This is a genomic window from Streptomyces sp. NBC_00435 (assembly GCF_036014235.1).
Classification (GTDB): domain Bacteria; phylum Actinomycetota; class Actinomycetes; order Streptomycetales; family Streptomycetaceae; genus Streptomyces.
Window position 1 is genome coordinate 3,719,894 of record NZ_CP107924.1, and the last position, 21,292, is coordinate 3,741,185.

A 21,292-nucleotide genomic window follows, 5' to 3' on the forward strand; every position below is an offset into this window, starting at 1 on the left:
GAGGCGTTAGAGAAGCGAAACCCGCTTCTCGCGCACGCTCGGGCCCATGAAGCGATCGACGACCATGACCACGGCCGCGCTCCTCACCGGCCTCACCCTCTTCGTCTCCGCGTGCACGGGCGGCGGCGCAGGCTCGGACGGAAAGAAGGACGGGAAGCAGGAGTCCTCGAACTCGGCCGGCTCGGGTGGCGGGGGCGAGAGCGGCGCGGACCTCGACAAGGCCCTCAAGACGCGCAAATGCCTGCGCGACAACGGCATAGACGCTCCGGACCCCAAGGCCGGTGAAGATCCCCGGGGCATGGTGCTGGGCAGCGGCAACGAAGACCCCGCGGCCCTGAAGAAGGCCATGGAGAAGTGCGGGATGAAGGGCATCGACCCGAACGGATCGGTTCCGCAGGCGGACAAGGACCGGGCGCTGAAGTCGGCCAAGTGCATGCGGGACCACGGTTTCGACGTTCCCGACCCCGAGTTCAACGGGAACGCGATGAGCGCGCAGGGGATCCCCGAGGGAGTCGACAAGGACGCCTTCATCGCGCAGATGAACAAGTGCAACGAGGACAAGTGAGCAAGCGCAAGAAGTGGTTCCTGGGCTCGCTCGCCGTCGTGCTCGTCGCCACGGGCGGCGGCTACGCGGTCGTCGCCCAGGCCGGGACGGACGGCAAGGGCTCCGAGGAGCAGCAGACCGGCGGGCTGCCGGGCGCGACCGCGCCGGTCACGCGCGGCGACCTGAGCTCGGGGCTCAAGGTGGACGGGACCCTCGGGTACGACAAGGAGCACAAGCTCAACGCGGTGGGAGCGGGGCCGGGAGCCGGGGGCGGGGGCACCCCTGGGACGGGCGGGGCGGACGGGGCAGGTGGGACGGGAGGGGCAGGCGGCTCCGGCTCCGGCTCCGCGACCCTGACCTGGGTGACACCCGCCGGTTCCTCGGTCGAGCGCGACGGCAAGCTCTACGAGGTCAACGGCAAGCCGGTGCGCCTGATGTACGGCACCACGCCCGTCTACCGGACCATGCGGACCGGGGACAAGGGCGAAGACGTCAAGCAGCTCAAGCGCAACCTCCAGGCCCTCGGCTTCGGCACCGGCCTGGACGCCTCGGACGGCACCTTCACCGCCGGCACCGCCACGGGCGTCAAGCGCTGGCAGAAGTCCCACTCCATGAAGGAGACGGGTGAGATCGGCAAGGAGGACATCGCCTTCGCCTCCGGGCCGCAGCGGGTGCAGAAGAACGACATGGCGGTCGGCGACGAGGCGGCCGCCGGCAAGCCCGTGCTGACCCTGACCGGCACCGAGCGGACGGTCCGCTTCCAGCTGGACGTGGCCAAGGCGGGCGCGGTCAGGACCGGCGACCCGGTGACCGTGAGCCTGCCGGGCGGCGGCACCGCCAACGGCAAGATCGAATCGGTGGGCAGCACCGCCAACCCCGACGACCCGGCCTCGGGGGCCGGGGGCGGCGGAGGGGGCGGGGACAAGAAACCCAAGCTCCAGGTCGAGGTCACCCTCGACAACCCCGCCGAAGCCAAGGGCCCCGACCAGTCGCCGGTCTCCGTGACGCTGACGGGCGAGACGCGCAAGGGCGTGCTCTCCGTACCGGTCAACTCCCTCCTCGCCCTCTCCGGCGGCGGCTTCGGGGTCCAGGTCGTCGAGGACGGCAAGGTCCGCGAGGTCAAGCTCGAACTCGGCATGTTCGGCAGGGGCCGGGTCGAGGTGAAGGGGGACGCCCTCAAGGAGGGCATGCAAGTGGGAGTGCCCAAGTCATGAACACACACGCCCACGCGGTCGTCGAACTGGCCGGCGTCACCAAGGAGTACCCCGGCGGGGTCGCGGCCCTGCGCGGGGTCGACCTCACCATCATGAACGGCGAACTCCTCGCCATCGTCGGCCCGTCGGGTTCGGGCAAGTCCACCCTGCTGCACATCGTGGGGACCCTGGACCGCCCGACCGCCGGCCACGTGGCCATCGCCGGGTACGACATCGCGAGGCTCTCCGACCGCTCCCTGTCGGCCCTGCGCTCGCGGCACGTCGGGTTCGTCTTCCAGTCCTTCCACCTCGTACCGGGCATCAGCGCCCGCGCGAACGTCGCCGAGGGACTGCTCTACTCCGGCCTCTCCCGGTCCGAACGCGGCCGCCGGGCCGACAAGGCCCTGCGGCGCGTGGGCCTCGGCGACCGCATGGACCACCGGCCCCACGAACTGTCCGGCGGCCAGAAGCAGCGCGTGGCGATCGCCCGCGCGGTCGCCGGCGAACCGGACCTGCTCCTCGCCGACGAACCGACGGGCGCGCTCGACACCGCCTCCGGCGAGTCGGTGCTGGAACTGCTGCACGAGCTCAACCAGGACGGGGCCACCATCGCCGTGATCACCCACGACAACGAGATCGCGGCGAGCCTGCCCCGGCAGATCCGCATCCGCGACGGCGAGATCGTGGCGGACGTGTGGAACACGGCGGGGTCGGTGGCCTGATGGGCACGCGTACGAAGTCCCGCGCCGCCGGCCAGAAGGCGCGCAAGCTGGCTCCGCCACGCCTGGGCCCGCGCGACGTCCTGCACGTGGGCTCGGCGGGGCTGCGGACCCGGCCCATGCGTGTGTTCCTGTCCGCGCTCGGCATCGCGATCGGCATCGCGACGATGATCGCGGTGGTCGGCATCTCCTCGTCGAGCCAGGCCAAGCTGCTGCAGGAACTCGACAAGCTCGGCACGAACATGCTGGTCGCGACCCCCGGCCAGGGGATGTTCTCGGGGCAGGACACCTCCCTGCCCAAGGACGCGCCCGGCATGATCGCCCGGATCGGCGGGGTCGAATCGGTCGGCACCACGGGAGATGTGAAGGAGTCGGTCCGCCGCAGCGAGCACATCCCCAAGGAGGAGACCAACGGCATCGTCCTCAAGGCCGCCAAGGACGAGCTCCTGAAGACCCTCCGGGGGCGGATGCACAGCGGCAGCTGGCTCAACGACGCCACGGGCCGCTACCCGTCCGCCGTCCTCGGACACGTCACCGCCGAGCGCCTGGGCATCACCGAACCGGGCGGCCAGGTCTTCATCGGCGGCCAGTACTTCACCGTCACGGGCATCCTGGACCCGATCCCCCTCGCACCGGAGATCGAGCGTTCGGCCCTGATCGGCTGGGAAGCCGCGCAGAGCCTACTGGGCTTCGACGGCCACCCCACGTCCATCTACGAGCGCTCGGCGGACGACCGCGTCCAGGAGGTCCGCGGTCTCATCCCCAAGACTGCCAACCCCGAGAGCCCGACCGGGGTCGCGGTGACGAACCCGTCGGCGGCCCTGCAGGCGAAGGCCGCCACCGAGGGCGCCTTCAGCACCCTCCTCCTCGGCCTGGGCGGCATCGCGCTGCTCGTGGGCGGGGTCGGAGTGGCCAACACCATGATCATCTCGGTCCTGGAACGCCGCCACGAGATCGGCCTGCGCCGCTCCCTGGGCGCCACCAAGGGGCAGATACGCATCCAGTTCGTCACGGAGTCGCTGCTCCTGTCCGGCCTGGGCGGCCTGGCCGGCATCGTGCTGGGAGGCGCGGCCACGGCGGTGTACGCCCAGGCCGGCGACCTCCCCTGGGTGGTCCCCCTCTGGGCCGTCACCGGCGGCTTCGCCGCGACCCTGGCCATCGGCACGGTGGCGGGCCTCTACCCGGCGGTCCGCGCGGCGGGCCTGTCGCCGACCCTGGCGCTGCAGGCGGGGTAGGGGGTGGGGGGTGTGGGGTGGGGTGGGGGTGTTGACGGTCGGTCGGGGGTGGGCGGGATCGGGGGTGGTGCGGGAGCTGCGGGTTGGTCGGGGGCGTTGAGGGGGCCGGGGGGCGTCCCGGCAGTCGAGCGTCCTTCCGTGGTGGGCCGGTCCGTCAAGGGCGCTCCCTGCGGTCGCGTCGCTGCGCGATGGCCTTCGGCCACCCTTGACGGACCGGCCCACCACGGAAAAACACAAGACTTCCGGGATCCCCCCGGGGAACGGCCTGGAGGGACGGATGGGGAGGAGCGGGCACGTCAGAGACATACGCGCCCTCTCGGGCCGGTCATCCGGACCCGTCACCTGTCAGGACCGCCCAGCCGGACGGAATAGACGCCCGGGACAGTCAGAGCATCCCGGAGCGGGCGGTCAGCCACCCATCCCGCACCTTCGCACGGCCAACACGAGCGTAAGGACGACCACCGCTCCCGGGCGGTCGGTGGGCGCGTCAGATCGCTACACACTCTCGCTCGGCTCAGCGGCCACCGGCCGTCTGTGGCTGGGCACAAGCCGCCCACCCACCACACCCATCCCACCCAGCTCAGCGACCATCGGCCGTCTGTGGCTGGGCATAAGCCGCCCACCCAGCTCAGCGACCATCGGCCGTCTGTGATTGGGCGCAAGCCGCCCACCCACCACACCCATCCCACCCAGCTCAGCGACCATCGGCCGTCTGTGATTGGGCGCAAGCCGCCCACCCACCACACCCATCCCACTCGGCTTAGCGACTGACCACCGTCTGTGGCTGGACATAGGCCCGCCCATGGGCCGGCAGTGGTCTGAGGCCGTCCGGCGACGATCCGCAGACACCCCCAAGACCCTCAGGGCCCTCAAGACCGCCAGGACCACCACGGGCCCTCAGGTCCGCTAGGACCACTACGGACCCTCAGGGTCTTGAGGACCTGAGAGTCCGTAGTGGTCCTAGCGGACCTAGCGGACCTGATCTTTCGTCTTTAGCATCCGAGATCTGATCGTTTCGATTGCTCGGCCACGGACGGCCGGTTGCCGCTAAGCCGAGCGAGAGTGCGTAGCGATCTGACGCGCCCACCGACCGCCCGGGGCCCTTGGTCGTCCTTACGCTCGTGCAAGCCGTGCGAAGTCTCGGCAAGGGTGGCTGACCGCCCGGTCCTGGGTGCTCCGAGCTCCCCGGGCGTCTATTCCGTCCGGCTGGGCGGTGCCGATGGGTGACGGGTTCGGATGACCGGCGGGAAAGGGCCTGGGCTCCGCCAGTCTGCCCGCTCCTCCCGATTCGTCCCTCCCGGCCGTTCCTCGGGGGGAACCCGGAAGTCTTGTGGCGTTTCGGGGTGGGTCGGTCGGTCAAGGGTGGCCGAAGGCCATCGCGTAGCGACGCGACGACGAAGGAGGAGCGCCCTTGAGGGGCCGGCCCGCGCCGAAAGGACGCTGGACTGCCGGGCTCCCCCCGGACCCTGTCAACGCCACCGACCAACCCCTCCCGCCCCCCACACCCCCCGTCGTAAGCTGGCTTGATGCGAACTCCACGGCAGGCAGCAAGAATTGTCGTACTGAACCCCGCCGGGTCGGTGTTTCTGTTCCGCGAGAACAACGTGGAGGTTGGGATCCACTGGCTGCCGCCGGGCGGGGGCATCGATCCCGGGGAGACGCCCGAGGAGTGCGTGCGGCGGGAGTTGCGGGAGGAGACCGGGTGGACCGACCTGGAACCGCAGCGGCTGCTCTGCACGTGGGAGCACGACTTCACGCACCAAGGCATTCCCGTGCGCCAGCACGAGCACATCTACGTCACCACCGGCCCGCACCGCGACCCCGTGCCGGAGTTCCCCGACGCCCACTGGCGCTGGCTGTCGCCGCGGAACCTCGCCACCCTCGGTGAACCGCTGTGGCCCCCGCGGCTCGCGGAGCTGCTCCACGAAGCCCCCACCGAGCCGGTGCACTTGGGGCTACTGGCCTGATCCAGTCGCTCAGCGGGGCATGGCCCGGGACAGCTCCCGGGCGGCGCCGTTCGAGGGCTTCCAGACCGTCTCGTCGCCGACGTCGCAGTGCTGGCTCACCCGGCGCCCCGGCACCCCACCGCCTCCCGACTCACCGGACGTCCCCGCCCACCACGCCCCCCGCAGCCGCCGCCACACCCGCCGCACCCGTCGCACCCGTCGCCCGCGCGTACAGCGCCGCGGCGTAGTCGGCCAGGACCGTGCTCGTCGAGACGTCGTCGGTGTCCCCGCCGGTCAGGACGCCGATGATCTTTCCGTCGGCGGCGATCCACGCGCTGCCGCTCGTGCCGCCGGGGAAGTCCGAGCAGTCGAAGCGCTGTTCCGCGGCGCTCAGCCGGACGGCGCGGGACGTGCAGGTGCGCGCGACCTTGCGGTCCGCGGGATAGCCCGTCACCGTGACCTCCTCGTCCGTGCGGCCCGTGGTGTCCAGGACCGCGGCGCCGGTGACGTCCTCGATGTTGCGGCCCGAGGCGTCGGGGGCGAGGCGGGCGAAGGCCAGGTCGTAGTCGTCGTTCGTCCCGTCCGCCCAGCGGGGGTCCTCGAAGACCTCGGCGATCTTCCAGGCACCGAACGGGGTCCGCCCGTCCGCGTACGCGGGTGCGAAGGTGGCGCCGCCGTCGCCGGGCCGGCCCGCCAGCAGGCAGTGGCCCGCGGTGACGATCAAGTTCCGTCCGGGGCTGTGCACGACGGTCGCCGTGCAGAAGTGATCCCCAGTCACATCGCCCTCGAACAACGCCCCGGCGAAGGCCGCGGGCCCGCCCGGCGCGGGGACCGGCACCGACGCCCCGGGGGCCGGGCTGGAGGACAGCTGAGGCTCTTTCGGTGATTGCGACTGCGAAGATCTACTAGTCGGGGACGCGGTCGGGCCCACCGCCCTCGCCTGCGCGGGGGCCTTGCCGTCATCGGCCGGCACCACCTTCGTCATGGCAGCGGACGCGCCCAACGCCGCCAGCGCGCACAACACCGTGGTCACCACAGTCCGCTTGTCCACCACAGACACCCCTCCCCGCTTTGCTCCGGCGAAGCATGCCTTGCCTGCGGTGGCCGCCGCAAGGGGCGTCCCGGCCGACACCTGGCCGACGCGCCGACCCGCCCCGGGCTGCAGCCGTTGACAGCACCCCTCCCGCCCCCCACACTCATCTGCATCCACTGGAAACAGTTTATGGAGGACGCAATGATCGCCGTCGCCACCGTCACCGCCCTGACCGCCGCCGCCCTCGCCACCCCCGCCGCCGGCCTCCTCGCCCACCGCGCGCTGCGCCGCGCGCAGGCCGCGCGGACCTTGCGGATCGACTCCCCGCGCGGCATCGACGAGCAGGGCTTCGTCCGCATCGGCGGCATCGACCAGTGGATCTCGGTCCGCGGCGAGGACCGGACCAATCCGGTCCTCGTCGAGGTCCACGGCGGCCCCGGCGCCGCCAACGCCATCTACACGGTCCGCACCCGCAGTTGGGAGCGGCACTTCACGATCGTCCGCTGGGACATGCGGGGCGCCGGCAAGACCTTCGGCCGCGGCGGCGCGGAGGGGCAGGGCGAGGCCACCTTCCAGCGGCTCTACGAGGACGCCCTGGAGGTCACCCAGTACGCCCGGCGACTGCTGCGCGCGGACCGCGTGGTGCTCCTGGCCAACTCCTACGGCACCGCCTTCGGCCTGCGCCTGGCCCGCGCGCACCCCGAGCTCTACTCCGCGTACGTCGGCACCGACCAGAACATCCACAGCGACGGCCACGACACCTCCGCCCACGAGGCCCTGCTCGAGCGGCTGCGCGCCGCCGGGAAGGCGAAGCGGCTCGCGCGGGTCGAGTCGATCGGGCCGGACCCGTACGCGTGGACGCCGCGGCAGCGGGCGACGTACGCCAAGCTCAGTGCGCAGAGCGATCCGCTGACGCTGGAGACGCTCAAGAAGGTGGTGCTGGGCTCGATGTGGCTGTCGCCGCTGCACTCGCTGCGCGATCTGCGGGACTACTTCAGGGGGCAGTCCTTCTCGGAGCGGATCACCGGGGGGACGGCCGGGTTCGACGACCGGGCGGACGGCACGCGCTTCGGGATCCCGTTCTTCGTCTTCCAGGGCGAGCACGACGTCCTGACCCCGGCGGCGACCGCCCGGGCCTTCTTCGACGAGGTCCGGGCCCCGGTCAAGCACTTCGCCCTGATCGAGGACTGCGGCCACTTCGGGTCGTTCCGCCGCCCGGACCGCTTCCTGGAGCTCCTCCTGACGCACGTCCGCCCGGCCGTCACCACCACACCGGCCGCCGCCTCCCCCACCCACCTCCGGGCCGCGTAGGTTCCGGCGGTCCGGTGCCCGACCGCCCCCGACCGACCGAAGGCCCCGCCGGAACGACCGGCGGGGCCTTCGGCGCTGCCCGCGCCGCCCACGCCCTGCCCGGGCCGCGGGGCTCCTGGTCTACGCCCCCGGCCAGAGTCCTTCCGGAGTCAGGCCCAGGAGGTCGATCGCGTTGCCGCGCACGATGCGGTCCACCACGTCCGGGGCCAGGTGGCCCATCTGGGCCTCGCCGACCTCGCGGGACTTGGGCCAAGTGGAGTCCGAGTGCGGGTAGTCGGTCTCGTAGAGGACGTTGGCGACTCCGATCGAGTCCAGGTTCTTCAGACCGAAGGCATCGTCGAAGAAGCAGCCGAAGACGTGCTCCGCGAAGAGCTCCGACGGCGGGCGCAGCACCTTGTCCGCGACCCCGCCCCAGCCGCGGTTCTCCTCCCAGACCACGTTCGCCCGCTCCAGGATGTACGGGATCCAACCGATCTGACCCTCCGCGTACATGATCTTGAGGTTCGGGAAGCGTTCGAACTTGCCGCTCATCAGCCAGTCCACCATCGAGAAGCAGCAGTTGGCGAAGGTGATGGTGGAGCCGACGGCCGGCGGGGCGTCCGCCGAGGTGGACGGCATGCGCGAGGAGGAGCCGATGTGCATGGCGATGACCGTGCCGGTCTCGTTGCACGCCTCCAGGAAGGGGTCCCACTCGTCCGTGTGGATGGAGGGGAGCCCGAGGTGGGGCGGGATCTCGGAGAAGGCGACCGCGCGGACCGCGCGCGCCGCGTTGCGGCGGACCTCGGCGGCGGCGAGGCGGGGGTCCCAGAGCGGGATCAGGGTGAGCGGGATGAGCCGGCCCCGGGCGTCGGGGCCGCACCACTCCTCCACCATCCAGTCGTTGTACGCGCGCACGCCGAGCAGGCCCAGTTCGCGGTCCTTGGCCTCGGTGAAGGTCTGGCCGCAGAAGCGCGGGAAGGTCGGGAAGCAGAGGGCGGACTGGACGTGGTTGACGTCCATGTCGGCGAGCCGCTCGGGAACCGAGAAGGAGCCCGGGCGCATCTGCTCGTACGTGATGACTTCGAGCTTGATCTCGTCGCGGTCGTAGCCGACGGCCGTGTCGAGGCGGGTGAGGGGTCGGTGCAGGTCCTCGTACACCCACCAGTCGCCTATCGGACCGTCGTCGCCCTTGGCCCCCATGACGGGGGCGAACTTGCCTCCGAGGAAGGTCATTTCCTTCAGGGGGGCGCGGACGACGCGGGGGCCGACGTCGTGGTACTTGGACGGGAGCCGGTCCCGCCAGACGTGAGGGGGCTCAACCGTGTGGTCGTCCACCGAGATGATCTTCGGGAAGGTCTCCATGTCCCCACGGTAGCGTCAATCTGACGAACCGTCAGCTAGTTGGGCGGTGCCGGGTTCCGGATCCGCCCGTACCGGTGTCGTTACGGACTGACGTGTACGCGCAACACAGGGCAGACTGACCCTTACACCTATGGAAGGCAGGGGGGACACCAGATGGACGGCACACCGGCCATCCCGCACCAGCGGAACCACCCCGAGTCCGGTGACACCGCGGGTGCCGCAGCCGCTGGCGCGGGAACCGGAGCCACAGCGGAGGCCGCCGCAGCGGAGGGCGGACCCGGGGCCGGGACCCAGGCCGGCCCAGAGGCCGGAGCGGTGGCCGGAGCCGCGGCCGCCCCGGCCGCCGGAGGCAACCGCTTCGCCGTGCTCGGGCCCATCCGGGCCTGGCGCGGCGGCGAGTCGCTGTCGTCCGGGACCCCCCAGCAGCGGGCCCTGCTCGCCGTTCTCCTGCTGCGCGACGGCCGTACCGCCACCGCGCCCGAGCTCATCGACGCCATCTGGGGCGAGGACCCGCCGCAGCAGGCCCTCGCGACAATCCGTACGTACGCCTCGCGCCTGCGCAAGATCCTCGACCCCGGGCTCCTCGTCAGCGAGTCCGGCGGCTACGCGATCCGCCTGCCCCACCCCGAGGCCCTCGACCTCGGCATCGCCCGCGCCCTGGCCGCCGACGCCGAGGCCGCGCGCGCCGAGAAGGGCGACCGCACGCTCGCCCGTACGCTGCTGGCCCGCGCCCTGGACCTGTGGGACGGCGAACCGCTGGCCGGCGTACCGGGACCGCACGCCGACACCGAGCGCACCCGCCTCGCCGAGTGGCGCCTCCAGCTGCTGGAGACCCGCCTGGACCTGGACCTGGAGCTCGGCCACCACGCCGAGGCCGTCTCCGAGCTCACCGCCCTGACGGCCGCCCACCCCCTGCGGGAGCGGCTGCGCGAGCTGCTGATGCTCGCCCTCTACCGCAGCGGACGCCAGGCCGAGGCCCTCGCGGTCTACGCGGACACCCGCCGGCTCCTCGCCGACGAACTCGGCGTCGACCCGCGCCCCGAACTCTCCGACCTCCAGCAGCGCATCCTGCGCGCCGACTCCGAACTCGCCCGCAGCGAGGAACCCGCTCCGGCCGCCGCGCCCGCACACGTGAGGCCTGCCCAATTGCCCGCCACTGTCTCCGACTTCACCGGCCGCGCCAGCTTCGTCCGTGAACTCGGCGAGATCCTCGGCGGCGCCGAGGGCCAGGTCATGGCGGTCTCCGCGCTCGCCGGCATCGGCGGCGTCGGCAAGACCACCCTCGCCGTGCACGTCGCGCACGCCGCCCGCCCGCACTTCCCCGACGGGCAGCTCTACGTGGACCTCCAGGGCACCGAGGCGCGCCCCGCCGAACCCGAGGCCGTCCTCGGCTCCTTCCTGCGCGCCCTCGGAACCCCCGACAGCTCGATCCCCGACTCCCCCGCCGAACGGGCCGCGCTCTACCGCTCCACCCTCGACGGCCGCCGCGTCCTGGTCCTCCTCGACAACGCCCGTGACGCCGCCCAGGTCCGCCCGCTGCTGCCGGGCACCGCGGGCTGCGCCGCACTCGTCACCAGCCGGGTCCGGATGGCTGGGCTCGCCGGCGCCCACCTGGTCGACCTCGACGTGATGAGCCCCGACGAGGCCCTGCAGCTCTTCACCCGCATCGTGGGCGAGGAGCGCGTCCGCGCCGAACGCCAGGCCGCCCTCGCCGTGGTCGGCGCCTGCGGCTTCCTGCCGCTCGCCATCCGCATCGCCGCGTCCCGGCTCGCCGCCCGCCGCACCTGGACCGTCTCGGTCCTCGCCGCGAAGCTCGCCGACGAGCGCCGCCGCCTCGACGAGCTCCAGGCCGGCGACCTCGCGGTCAAGGCCACCTTCGAGCTGGGCTACGGCCAGCTGGAGCCCGTCCAGCAGCGCGCGTTCCGCCTCCTCGGCCTGCCCGACGGGCCGGACATCTCCCTCGCGGCGGCGGCCGCCGTACTGGACCGGCCGGAGCACGCCACCGAGGACCTGCTCGAGGCCTTAGTCGACTGCTCCCTGCTCGAATCGGCCGCGCCCGGCCGCTACCGCTTCCACGACCTCGTACGCCTCTACGCACGTGCGTGCGCCGAGCGCGACGAGCAGCCGCCGAGCGAGCGCGACGCCGCCCTGGACCGGCTGCTGGACTTCTACCTGGCCACCGCCGCCGGGGTGTACGGCCTGGAGCGGCCCGGCGACCGGCTCGTCGCCCACCTGTCCGCGACCCGCTACCGCGGGCTGGTCTTCACCGAGCCGCACTCCGCCCAGGACTGGCTGTACGCCGAGGCCGACCCGCTGCTGGCGTGCGTACGGCAGGCCGCCGCGCGCCCGGCCGTGGTCGCCGGCGCACCCGCGCCGGGCGGGACCGGGGCGCCGGAGATGCTGCGCCGGGCCGTGGACCTGCTGTGGGCGGCCAAGGACCTCGCGGAGTCCGGCGCCAACTCCAAGCAGTACGAGTCGGCCGCCACCGCCCTGCGGGACACCGCGCAGGCCGCGCGGGACCCGTACGCCGAGGGCCGCGCCCGCACCACCCTCACCAACACCCACCTGGTCGCCGGCCGCTTCGCCGAGGCGGACGACGAGGCCCGCCGGGCCACGCTGCTGGCCCGCACCGCCGGGGACCCGCTGCCCAGCTGCTGGGCACCCAACGACCGGGGCATCATCGCCCTCTACGAGGGCCGCTACGACGACGGCGAGCGGTACCTGCTGGAGGCCATCGCCAACTTCCGGGCCGACGCCAACTACGTCGGCGAGGCCAGCGCCCTGTGCAACCTCTCCCGCATCCACGTGGAGCAGGGCCGGCTCACCAGCGCGATCGACCTCGCCCAGCAGGGCATCGCCATCTACGACCGGATGGGACTCACCCTGCGCCTGGCCAACGGCCGTTACGCGCTGGGCATCGCCCTCACCCAGGCCGACCGGCTCTCCGAGGCCCACTCCCAGCTCAGCGAGGCACTCACGCTGTTCCACGAGAACCGCCAGCCCCTGTGGGAGGGCGTGACGCACTTCCGGCTCGCCAGGGTCCACCTGGCCGCGCGCCGGCCGACGCTGGCCGCCTCGCACGCCGAACAGGCCATCGCCCTGCGGGGCATCGGCGGCGAGTGGCGCCGGGCCACCGTGCTGACCGTGCTGGGCAGGGCGCTGCGGCAGCTGGGGCAGCGGGACCGGGCGCGGGTGTGCTGGCGGGACGCCGAGGTGGTGTTCACACAGCTCAAGTCGCCGGAACTGGCGGAGGTACGGGCCCTGCTGGCGGCGGAGATCGCGGCCTGAGGCGGTCCGCCACGTGGTGAGGCGGACCGCGCGCAGCTGAACGAGGCGTTCATCGTTCGTTTATCGCTTCACGCCAGTATGGGGTTCATCGACTCGACGTGTCGGGGGGCACCCGGGTCGGCTGGAGGACCACCCGTTCGGCGATCCTCGGGGGAATCGCCGAACGGGCCCGACCCACCCATCAGGAGACCCGATGACGACGAACGAGAACATCCTGCCGACCGACGGTGACATCCGACCGCTCGACAACCACGCTTCGGATGTCGACATCAAACCGCTGGACAACCACGCGTCGGGCGTGGAGATCAAGCCGCTCGGCGATCCGGTCGCCGAACCGGTTGCCAAGCCGGTCACCAAGCCGCTCGACAACCACGCCTCGGACCAGGACATCGTGACGCTGGACAACCACGCGTCCGGTCCGGGCCTGTAGGCGGGGTCTCAGAACGCGTACGGCCCGGGAACACGGGGGAAACGGGGGCCCGGGCCGTACACGGCAGGACGTACCACGGGGGACCGGGGGTCACGGGGGACCAACGGGGTGCACGGGGGGACGGCGGCCGCGGTGGCCAGGAGGGGGACCACCGCGGCCGCCGTATGCGCGCGTCCGGACACCCTCATCCCAGCCGGAGCAGCCGCTCCACGCCCCGCGCGGCCTCCAGCAGCGCCGGCGCGAACCGCTCCAGCTCCGCCCGGGTGGTCAGGAAGGTGACGGCGGTCAGGCTCACGCCGCCCACCGGCGCCCCGGCGCCGTCGAAGACGGGCGCGCCCAGGCAGCGTACGGAGGGCTCGTGCTCCTCGTCGTCGACGGCGTAGCCGCGCGTACGGACCCGGCTCAGGTCGGCCGCGAGCCGGTCCCGGTCGGTGAGGGTCCGCGGGGTCAGGGCGGGCGCCCCGGCGGCGCCGACGATGCTCTCGACCTCCTCGGGCGGCAGGTGCGCGAGGACGGCCTTGCCGATGGCGGTGGCGTGCATCGGCATCCGCGTCCCGATGCGCGAGCCGGTCCGGAAGGGCTGGACGCTCTCGACCTTGCGGACGTAGGTGAGGGCGTCCCCGGTGCGCAGCGCCAGGTGGACGGCCTGGCCGGTGGATTTCTGGAGGAATTCCAGCAGCTCGACGATGCCCTCGGGTCGCTCGGTGGAGACCTGGGCGGCGAGGGTGCGCAGGCGCAGGCCGATGCCGTAGCTGCCTTCGCCGTCGGTGACGGCGTAGCCCTGCTCGACGAGGGAGACGAGGATCCGGTAGGTGCTGGACTTGGGGACCCCGGAGGCCGCCGACAGATCCGCGAGCCGGTGGGGCCCACCGAAGGCGGTCAGGGCCTCCGTGATGCGCAGGGTCTTCTCCAGCGCGCTGACGGCCGTCGAGCTCCGGCCTACGCGCTGGACCGGCATTCCGTCCGGTATGGCACTGACCACGGAAACCCCAAGGATTGGCAAAATGACTGGATCCACTCTACGGCACGGGATGCCCGTTTTGCCCTAGGTCGAACGGCCCGAAATGCCCGCACGAGGCCCCGCCCCTCATTACTCTGACCGTGTGTTCACCTCCCAGGGCCCGACCCTCCGCGAACTGGCCGTACAGGCCCTGTCCTCCATCGAGCGGGGCTACGACCTGCTGGCGCCCAAGTTCGACGAGACCCCCTTCCGCACCCCCGACCGGATGCTCGACGCGGTCGAGGAGACCCTCGCGCGGGGCGAGGGCTCCTTCGGCTCCGGGCTCGACGTGTGCTGCGGTACGGGCGCCGGCCTCGGGATGCTGCGCCGGCTGTGCCGGGGCCGGGTGACCGGCGTGGACCTGAGCGCGGGCATGCTGGCCGAGGCGGGGCTCGCCCACCCCGAGGAGCGCGTCGACCTGCTACGGGCCGACGCGCGGGCCCTCCCCGCCGCCCTCGGTGACTCCTACGACCTGGCGGTCAGCTTCGGCGCCTTCGGCCACTTCCTCCCGGCAGAACGCCCCGCCGTCTTCTCCGGGGTCCACGCGGCCCTGCGCCCCGGCGGCGTCTTCGCCTTCCCGATCGGCGCCCCGATCCCGCCGAGCCGCCCGGCCTGGTGGGCCCTGGCGGGCTTCGACGCGGCGATGCGCGTGCGCAACGCCGTCTGGCGCCCGCCGTTCGTCATGTACTACCGCACCTTCCCCTTCGGCCCCGTCCGCGCCGACCTCCGCGCGGCCGGCTTCACGGTCGAAACGACCCCGCTCCCCCACTTCGGCCACCGCGAGGACGGCACCCCCCACTGGCGCCTGGTCCTGGCCCGGCGGGGGGCGTAGACCTCCGGGGCCGGGGACGGTGCGCCCTCCGCATCTCGCGAGGCACCTCCCGGGCTGGTCCACAGGCCGCGAGCACTGCTCCTGACCGCGCCGCCGCACCTGGAACCACTGCCGCGGGGCAGTCGTCACATCGCGGCGCCGGCATCTCGGCCGACATCGGCGAGCGCCGCAGGACCATGTCAGCGCGCCTCGATGGCGTCCTGCATCCGGCCGCCATGTCCCCGTTTCACGGCCAGGAGCACAGGCCCACCACCGGACGGAAACGGACCCGTCACGCTCGACGGAGGGTTTCACCGATCGGCACGGCTCCCACTGACCGCAGGTAGTGGCTGAACTCCGCCGACGCCTACATGTGCTCTCCATGGAATGCAGAAACATTCCTCCCCTTATGGGCCTTGACGACTTATAGGCCACATGGATGACAACTCAGATGGTGAACCGTTTCTTCTTAAATGGCCTATTCGTTTCGCTGGCATGTATGCCCAAACCTTCTGCCAGGTCCGCAGTCTCGGGTTCTGGACCCTCAGGCCCCTGACCGGCATCAGCGCTCATGACTGGGGATCGGGCCACGCTCCCGCTCGCCTGGAAAACGTCGACGAGTGCGTGACACTGCACTACACCGCAGACCTCCTGGAAAAACTGGCCGCCGAACTCGACAGGCTCCAGACCGCCCGGGGACCGGCTGCGACGGGATTCCCCCACTCTCACTGACTGCGTCGCGGACTACCCGATCGCACACTCAGACAGGGGCACATGACCCGCCATGTACAACCTCTACGACTTCCAGCCCGATCCCCCCGATCGCTACGCCACGCCCGCAGAACCCCCGGGAACCCTCGTGCCCGAGACCCCCGGAGCATGGACCTTCCATCAGCGCAACGCCATCGACCGGCTCCCCGACGCCTCTTTCACCCCGCCCTACGGCCTCGAACTCGCCGACCTCCTGCCACTCCCCAGGCGCCCCTCCAGTGCCCCGGTGCCGCAACCGCGTCCAGCACCCGGCCACCACCGCAGGACCTCCCGCAGGCTCTCCGGTCAACATGCCGAACCGTCGAGGCCGCCGTCCCTGCGCGCGCTACGCCTCACATCCGCGCTGCTGACCGCAGTGATCACCGCATCCGTGAGCGCGCTGAACGTGATGGTCTCCTACCCGTCGCTCCACCGCCTCGCCGACAGCACCGCCCCACCCGGCATCGCATTCCTCTGGCCGCTTCTCGTCTACGCTCCCTGGGCCGCGGCAATCCTCAGCATCCTGCGTGGCGCCCGCACCTGCCGCCGCCACACCACGCACTCCTGGTACGTAGCCATCCTCTTCACCACTCTCACCATCGCGCTCTGCATCTCCGAGGTCCCCATCACCACCAGCGGCATCACCGTCGCGGGACTGCCCCCCATCGCCGTCCTCTTCTGCTTCCACCAACTCGTGCGCCAGCTCGACTCCACCCACGCCCCCACAACGCACCGTGCCCCACGCTGATCAGGCACCGAGCGGGTGCGGACGGCCCCTCAGGAAGCGGTGCGGGCAGCGGCGGACGACGGGGCCGTGCGGGGGCCCGGGACGGGGGCTCGCGGCCCCCGGAACGGCTGCGGACGGCTGAGGACCAGGTTGGTGGTCGTGCTTCCGAACTGCGCCAGTGCGTCGACGAGTTCCTCCAGGTGGGCCATCGAGGTGGCCGCCACCTTCAGGACGTAGCAGTCGTCCCCGGTGGTGCGCAGGCACTCCAGGATCTCCGGGCGTTGCCCCAGCAGCCGGTGCAGCGGCTCGTGCCGGGTTCCCGGGTACTTCAGCCGGACCACGGCCAGCGCCATGTACCCGGTCCGCTCCAGATCGACCTCGGCGCGGTAGCCGGTGACCACCCCGGCCGCCTCCAGCCGGCGCACCCGCTCCGTCGTCGCCGACGCGCTCAGACTGACCCGGCGCGCGAGCTCCGTGAACGCGATCCGGCCGTCCCGCTGGAGCTCGTCCAGGATGGCCCAGTCCGTCGCGTCGAGATTCTCGGTCATCCGGTCAGATTACCGGGGGATCCACGGGCGAACTGCCTCTGAACAGGCAGGAATCCCTTCTGGCACCCGGCACCGGCTGGCTAGGCTCGACGTCGTGAAGATCGGAGTCAACATCCTCAATTTCGGCCCCGGCACCGACCCGGGAGTCCTGCGGAACGCGGCCCGGACCGCGGAGGGCCTGGGCTTCGACCTGCTGATGGTCTCGGACCACATCGCCATCACCCCGGACGTCGCCGCGCGCTATCCGGCCCCCTTCTACGAGCCCTTCACCACCCTGTCCTGGCTCGCCGCCCTCACCACCCGGATCCGACTCGGCACCACCGTCCTGATCGCCCCCTACCGGCACCCGCTGCTCACCGCCCGGATCGCGGCCAACCTGGACGCCCTGAGCGGCGGCCGGCTGGTCCTCGGCGTGGGGGTGGGCTGGGCGCGGCAGGAGTTCGCCGCCCTCGGGATCCCCTTCCAGCAGCGCGGCCGGCTGACCGAGGAACACCTCCGGGCCGTCCGGGCGGCCTGGCAGGACACCGCCGATCACGGGGAGCGGCGGATCCCCGTGTGGGTCGGCGGCAACAGCGACGCGGGGCTGCGCAGGGCCGTACGGCTCGGGGACGCGTGGCATCCGCTGCGCCCCACCCTGCCGTGGCTGCGCGGGGCGGTGGTCCGGATGGCGGCGTACGCGGACGAGCAGGGGCTCCCCGTGCCCGCGCTGGCCCCTCGGATCGCGCTCAGGCCCACCGCGGCGCCGGTCGAAGGCGCGCAGCGGCTCGCCGGGGAGGGCACGATCGACCAGATCATGGACGACCTCGAGCAGCTGCGGCTGCTGGGGGCGGGGACCGTGGTCCTCGACCACTACGGCGGCGACCCCCGCGAGACCTTGCGCCCCCGGGCGGCCTGGCAGGCGCTGGCCACAGTGGCCGCGCACTTCCGCCCGTCCGGCGCGGAACCGGAACGGAGCAGTGGGCTGTCATGACCGCGTACGAGGACCATGCGCTCCTGCGGCGGGCCATCGCGCTCGCCGCGAAGGCCCGCGCCGGCGGCGACCCGCCGTTCGGGGCGCTGCTGGCGGGACCCGGCGGGACGGTCCTGGCGGAGGAGCACAACACGACGCTCACCGACCGGGACCTCACCGCCCACCCCGAGCTGAAGCTGGCCAGGTGGGCCGGGCGGCAGCTGGACGCGGCCACGGCGGCGCGGACCACGATGTACACCAGCTGCGAGCCGTGCGGGATGTGCGAGCCGGTCATCCGGCTGGCCGGCCTGCGCCGGGTGGTGTTCGCCCTGTCCGGCGAACAGCTCCTGGGCATCAGGCCGGCGAGCGGACGGCCGCCCGTCCCGCAGGACGGACCCGCGCTGTTCGAGGAGGTGCGGGCCGTGGTCGAGCCGTACTACCGCTGACCACCGGCCCCCGGCCCGGGCCGCCGCCGCGTTCAGCGGGTGCGCAGTTCCCGCTTGAGGACCTTGCCGCTCGCGTTGCGCGGGAGTTCGGCGACGAACTCCACCTCGCGCGGAACCTTGTAGTTGGCCATCTCGCGGCGCGACCAGGCGATCAGGTCGTCGGCTGTGAGGACCGCGCCCGGGCGGCGGACCGCGTACGCCTTGCCGACCTCGCCCAGCCGCGGGTCGGGGACGCCGACCACGGCCACGTCCGCGATGTCCGGGTGCAGGCCGATGAGTTGCTCGATCTCGGCGGGGTAGGCGTTGAAGCCGCCGACGATGAACATGTCCTTGATCCGGTCGGTGATCCGCAGGTTCCCGTCCGCGTCGAGGACCCCGACGTCCCCGGTGCGCAGCCAGCCCTCGGGGGTGATGGCCTCGGCGGTTTCGGCCGCGTCCTCGAAGTAGCCCCGCATGACGTTGTGGCCGCGCACCCACACCTCGCCGGCCTCCCCGGCGGGCAGCGCTTTCCCTTCGGCCCCGGCGATGCGCAGTTCCGTACCCGGGATGGCCCGTCCGGAGGTGGCCGCGATGATCTCCGCCGGGTCGCCGCGCCGGCACATGGTGACGATGCCGCTGGCTTCGGAGAGTCCGTAGGCGGTGAGGACGGTGGCGATCCGCAGCTCCCCGCGGAGCCGTTCGACGAGCTGGAGGGGGACGACGGCGGCGCCGGTGACGACCAGGCGCAGGGCGGAGAGGTCGTGGTGGTCGCGCTGCGGGTGGTCGAGGAGCGACTGGTGGAGGGTGGGCGGGCCGGGGAGCACGGAGATCCGCTCGGCGGCGATGTTGGCGAGGACGGTGTCCACGTTGAACACGGGCTGGGGGACCATCGTGGCCCCGCGCATCAGGCAGGCGATGATGCCGGCCTTGTAGCCGAAGGTGTGGAAGAAGGGGTTCACGATCAGGTAGCGGTCGCCCTCGCGCAGTCCGGCGAGCTCGCTCCACACCTCGTAGCAGCGCAGGGACTGGGCGTGGGTGATGACGGCGCCCTTGGGGCTGCCCGTGGTGCCCGAGGTGAAGATGATGTCCGAGGGGGCGGTGGTGGGGATGGCGGCCGTACGGGCGGCCACGGCCGCGGCGGGTACGGAGTCCCCTCCGGTCAGGAAGTCCTTCCAGGTACGGAAGGAGTCGGGGGCGTCCTCGGACAGGACGACGACCTGCTCCAGGTGGGGCAGGCCGGGCAGCGGTCCGGAGCCCGGCCCCTCGGCGGCGGCGCGGCGCAGGGAGGCGACGTAGGAGGTGCCGAGGAAGGTGCCGGTGACGAAGAGGAGCCGGGCGCGGCTGCGCTGGAGGACGTACGCGGCCTCGGAGCCCTTGAAACGGGTGTTGAGGGGGACGAGTACGGCTCCGGCGGAGACGGCTCCGAGGGCGGAGACGATCCATTCCAGGGTGTTGGGCGCCCAGACGGCGACCCGGTCCCCCGGTTCGATCCCGGCGGCGATGCAGGCGGCGGCGGCCCGCTCGACGCGTTCGCCGAGCTGCGCGTAGTCGATGCGGAGGCGGCCGTCGACGACGGCCTCCCGGTCGGCGTAGCGCTCGGCGGCGGCGCGCACGAGGGCGCCGATGCTGGGCCACTCCAGATCCCCGCGCCCGGGCCCGGACTCGGCATCGGCCTCGACCCCGTGCACGGCCTCGCCCCCGGCCGCCCCGGCGCCGACCTCCGCCCCGGCACCGGCCCCGGCCATGTCCTGCGCCGTGCCCGTGACTCCGCGTCCGTCTTCGGTCATCGCCCGCCCCTCCCTGCAACACCAGTAGCTGACTATCCGTCAGATTAGCTGTAGCCTTCGCGGCTGTCAGTACTGGTGCGCACCCCGGAGGTGGCGATGGCGGCAACGCTCAAGGACGCTACGGCGATAGTCGGCATCGGGCAGACCGCCTTTGCCAAACAACTGCCACAGTCCGAGAAGGAATTGGCCTGTCGCGCCATTCTCGCGGCGCTGGCCGACGCGGGGATAGACCCCTCTGAGGTCGACGCGTTCTCCTCCTACACCATGGAGGAGACCGACGAGGTCGAGGTGGCCAAGGCCATCGGCGCCGGTGACGTCACCTTCTTCTCCAAGATCGGCTACGGCGGCGGCGGTTCCTGCGCCACCGTCGGCCACCTGGCCGCCGCCGTCGCCACCGGCCAGGCGAGCGTCGGCGTCGCCTGGCGCTCCCGCAAGCGCGGCTCCGGCCCGCGCCCGTGGAAGAACACCGCCGTCCAGCTCCCCACCCCGGGCCAGTGGACGCGCCCCTTCGGGCTGCTGCGCCCGGCGGACGAGATCGGGATGCTGGCCCGCCGCTACATGCACGAGTACGGGGCCACCCGCGACCACCTCTTCAACGTCGCGATGGCCTGCCGCAACCGGGCCAACGAGAACCCGGCCGCGATGATGTACGAGCGCCCGCTGACCCGCGAGATGTACATGACCTCCCGCATGATCAGCGACCCGCTCTGCCTCTTCGACAACTGCCTGGAGACCGACGGGGCGCTGGCCTGCGTCATCGTCAGCGCCGAGCGGGCCCGGGACTGCCGCCAGAAGCCCGTCTACGTCCACTCCGTGGCCCAGGGACTGCCCTCGCAGCACCACGGCATGGTCAACTACTGGAACGACGACCCGCTGTCCGGCCCCGCCTGGACCGCCGCCCGCCACCTGTGGAAGCAGGCCGACTTCGGGCCGCAGGACGTGGACGTCGCCCAGATCTACGACGCCTTCACCCCGCTGATCCCGCTCTCCCTGGAGGGCTACGGCTTCTGCGGGCGCGGCGAGGGCGCCGCGTTCACCGAGGGCGGGGCACTGGAGATGGGCGGCCGGCTCCCGATCAACACCGGCGGCGGCGGCCTGAGCGAGGCCTACGTCCACGGCTTCAACCTGATCAACGAGGGCGTCAAGCAGCTGCGCGGCATCTCCACCGCCCAGGTGCCCGACGCCGCGACCTGCCTGGTCACGGCGGGCGAGGGTGTCCCGACGTCCGCCATCCTGCTGCGAGCCTGAGGAGCTG

At 72.3% G+C, this 21,292-nt stretch carries 18 protein-coding genes; 13 read left to right on the forward strand and 5 right to left on the reverse strand.

Features of this window, described 5'->3' with window-relative positions; translation table 11 throughout:
- The first annotated feature begins 46 nt into the window (after positions 1–46).
- From OG389_RS17015 to OG389_RS17035, 5 genes are all read left to right on the forward strand, one after another.
- Positions 47–565 carry a hypothetical protein gene (locus OG389_RS17015; protein WP_328299344.1) on the forward strand — a complete coding sequence of 173 codons (519 nt, stop codon included), beginning with the start codon at positions 47–49 and terminating at the stop codon, positions 563–565.
- Positions 562–1,758, forward strand: coding sequence for a peptidoglycan-binding protein (locus tag OG389_RS17020; protein ID WP_328299345.1), 1,197 nt, complete (start codon positions 562–564; stop codon positions 1,756–1,758). Before OG389_RS17015 ends, OG389_RS17020 begins: the two co-directional genes overlap by 4 nt.
- Positions 1,755–2,459, forward strand: a complete 705-nt coding sequence (locus tag OG389_RS17025; RefSeq protein ID WP_328299346.1) for an ABC transporter ATP-binding protein — start codon at positions 1,755–1,757, stop codon at positions 2,457–2,459. The genes OG389_RS17020 and OG389_RS17025 overlap by 4 nt, the downstream gene beginning before the upstream one ends.
- Positions 2,459–3,691, forward strand: coding sequence for an ABC transporter permease (locus tag OG389_RS17030; RefSeq protein WP_328299347.1), 1,233 nt, complete (start codon positions 2,459–2,461; stop codon positions 3,689–3,691). The genes OG389_RS17025 and OG389_RS17030 overlap by 1 nt, the downstream gene beginning before the upstream one ends.
- A 1,526-nt stretch (positions 3,692–5,217) precedes the next feature.
- On the forward strand, positions 5,218–5,658 hold the full coding sequence (locus OG389_RS17035; RefSeq protein ID WP_328299348.1) for an NUDIX hydrolase: 441 nt from the start codon (positions 5,218–5,220) through the stop codon (positions 5,656–5,658).
- A 130-nt stretch (positions 5,659–5,788) separates the two neighbouring features.
- Here OG389_RS17035 and OG389_RS17040 read toward each other — a convergent pair whose 3' ends face one another.
- The gene (locus OG389_RS17040; protein ID WP_443059293.1) at positions 5,789–6,361 is read right to left on the reverse strand and encodes a trypsin-like serine peptidase; all 573 of its coding nucleotides are present in this window, start codon (positions 6,359–6,361) and stop codon (positions 5,789–5,791) included.
- Positions 6,362–6,871: 510 nt separating this feature from the next.
- On the opposite strand from OG389_RS17040, the gene OG389_RS17045 reads away from it, so the two are divergent.
- On the forward strand, positions 6,872–7,981 hold the full coding sequence (locus OG389_RS17045; RefSeq protein ID WP_328299349.1) for an alpha/beta fold hydrolase: 1,110 nt from the start codon (positions 6,872–6,874) through the stop codon (positions 7,979–7,981).
- A 120-nt stretch (positions 7,982–8,101) separates the two neighbouring features.
- Here the strand turns inward: OG389_RS17045 and OG389_RS17050 are convergent, their stop codons facing one another.
- Complete coding sequence (locus OG389_RS17050) at positions 8,102–9,322, reverse strand: amidohydrolase family protein (RefSeq protein ID WP_328299350.1); 1,221 nt, start codon at positions 9,320–9,322, stop codon at positions 8,102–8,104.
- 153 nt (positions 9,323–9,475) lie between these two features.
- On the opposite strand from OG389_RS17050, the gene OG389_RS17055 reads away from it, so the two are divergent.
- Together OG389_RS17055 and OG389_RS17060 are read left to right on the forward strand one after the other, a co-directional pair.
- On the forward strand, positions 9,476–12,610 hold the full coding sequence (locus tag OG389_RS17055; RefSeq protein WP_328299351.1) for an AfsR/SARP family transcriptional regulator: 3,135 nt from the start codon (positions 9,476–9,478) through the stop codon (positions 12,608–12,610).
- Positions 12,611–12,803: 193 nt separating this feature from the next.
- Entirely contained in the window at positions 12,804–13,040 is a 237-nt protein-coding gene (locus OG389_RS17060) for a hypothetical protein (RefSeq protein ID WP_328299352.1), read from the forward strand.
- A 184-nt stretch (positions 13,041–13,224) separates the two neighbouring features.
- On the opposite strand, the gene OG389_RS17065 is transcribed toward OG389_RS17060, so the two are convergent.
- Complete coding sequence (locus tag OG389_RS17065) at positions 13,225–14,022, reverse strand: IclR family transcriptional regulator (RefSeq protein ID WP_328299353.1); 798 nt, start codon at positions 14,020–14,022, stop codon at positions 13,225–13,227.
- Positions 14,023–14,143: 121 nt separating this feature from the next.
- Here OG389_RS17065 and OG389_RS17070 point away from each other — a divergent pair, with 121 nt between their 5' ends.
- Both OG389_RS17070 and OG389_RS17075 read left to right on the forward strand, forming a co-directional pair.
- A complete protein-coding gene (locus tag OG389_RS17070) occupies positions 14,144–14,872 on the forward strand; it encodes a class I SAM-dependent methyltransferase (RefSeq protein WP_328299354.1) in 729 nt (242 codons plus the stop codon).
- A gap of 763 nt (positions 14,873–15,635) precedes the next feature.
- Positions 15,636–16,349: a hypothetical protein gene (locus tag OG389_RS17075; RefSeq protein WP_328299355.1), complete on the forward strand. Its 714-nt coding sequence runs from the start codon at positions 15,636–15,638 to the stop codon at positions 16,347–16,349.
- A gap of 29 nt (positions 16,350–16,378) precedes the next feature.
- On the opposite strand, the gene OG389_RS17080 is transcribed toward OG389_RS17075, so the two are convergent.
- Complete coding sequence (locus tag OG389_RS17080) at positions 16,379–16,876, reverse strand: Lrp/AsnC family transcriptional regulator (protein ID WP_328299356.1); 498 nt, start codon at positions 16,874–16,876, stop codon at positions 16,379–16,381.
- Between the two features lie 94 nt (positions 16,877–16,970).
- Between OG389_RS17080 and OG389_RS17085 the strand changes: the two genes are divergently transcribed.
- Together OG389_RS17085 and OG389_RS17090 are read left to right on the forward strand one after the other, a co-directional pair.
- Positions 16,971–17,846, forward strand: coding sequence for an LLM class flavin-dependent oxidoreductase (locus OG389_RS17085; protein WP_328299357.1), 876 nt, complete (start codon positions 16,971–16,973; stop codon positions 17,844–17,846).
- Positions 17,843–18,271 carry a nucleoside deaminase gene (locus tag OG389_RS17090; protein ID WP_328299358.1) on the forward strand — a complete coding sequence of 143 codons (429 nt, stop codon included), beginning with the start codon at positions 17,843–17,845 and terminating at the stop codon, positions 18,269–18,271. Before OG389_RS17085 ends, OG389_RS17090 begins: the two co-directional genes overlap by 4 nt.
- A gap of 32 nt (positions 18,272–18,303) precedes the next feature.
- On the opposite strand, the gene OG389_RS17095 is transcribed toward OG389_RS17090, so the two are convergent.
- Positions 18,304–20,037, reverse strand: a complete 1,734-nt coding sequence (locus OG389_RS17095) for a FadD3 family acyl-CoA ligase (protein WP_328299359.1) — start codon at positions 20,035–20,037, stop codon at positions 18,304–18,306.
- A 96-nt stretch (positions 20,038–20,133) separates the two neighbouring features.
- On the opposite strand from OG389_RS17095, the gene OG389_RS17100 reads away from it, so the two are divergent.
- Positions 20,134–21,285 (forward strand): lipid-transfer protein, encoded by a 1,152-nt coding sequence (locus OG389_RS17100; RefSeq protein ID WP_328299360.1) that lies wholly within the window; start codon positions 20,134–20,136, stop codon positions 21,283–21,285.
- Positions 21,286–21,292: the final 7 nt, after the last annotated feature.